Origin of the sequence: Mesorhizobium sp. M7A.F.Ca.US.007.01.2.1 (assembly GCF_003998165.1) — a bacterium.
Taxonomy (GTDB): Bacteria; Pseudomonadota; Alphaproteobacteria; order Rhizobiales; family Rhizobiaceae; genus Mesorhizobium; species Mesorhizobium ciceri.
Genome location: NZ_RZQP01000507.1, coordinates 1 through 777 on the forward strand (window position 1 = coordinate 1; position 777 = coordinate 777).

Here is a 777-nt window from a genome sequence, read left to right on the forward strand (position 1 = left end):
TGCGGCGCAGCACGGTGTCGACAGCCTCGAACATCTCCCGTCGACGCTGCGACGACACCGGGCTTTCGACGACCACGACCAGTTCCGGCTTGTTCGACGAGGCGCGCACCAGTCCCCAGGTGCCGTCCTCGGCGACAACGCGCACGCCGTTGACGGTGATGAGGTCGGCGATCTTCTGGCCCGCAAAAACCGTTCCATCCCGCTTCATGGCCTGAAAGTCGGCAACCACCCGCTCGACAACGCCATACTTCACATCGTCCGCGCAGTGCGGCGACATGGTCGGCGTGCCAAAGGTCAGCGGCAGCGCGCGGTAGAGATCGGCCATCGAGCTGCCGGAGCTGCGATCCAGCATCTGGCAGATGGCGATGGCGGTGACCAGCCCATCGTCATATCCGCGCCCGATCGGCGGATTGAAGAAGAAATGGCCCGACTTTTCGAAACCGGCGACGGCGCCAAGCTCGGCGACGCGGCGCTTGATGTAGGAGTGGCCGGTCTTCCAGTAGTCGGTGACGGCGCTGTTGGCGCGCAGCACGCTGTCCGTGTTGAACAGGCCGGTCGACTTGACGTCGACGACGAAGGTCGAGCCCGGATGCTGGTTGGAGATATCGCGCGCCAGCATCACACCGACCTTGTCGGCAAAAATCTCATTCCCCTCATTGTCGACGACGCCGCAGCGGTCGCCGTCACCGTCGAAGCCAAGGCCGACATCGGCTCCAGTCTCAAGCACCTTGTCCCTGATGGCATGCAGCATCTGCATATCCTCGGGATTGGGATTGT

At 63.3% G+C, this 777-nt stretch carries 1 pseudogene; it reads right to left on the reverse strand.

The window, feature by feature from the left end:
* A pseudogene (locus tag EN949_RS35495) lies at window positions 1-777 on the reverse strand (phosphomannomutase/phosphoglucomutase); the annotation flags it as partial.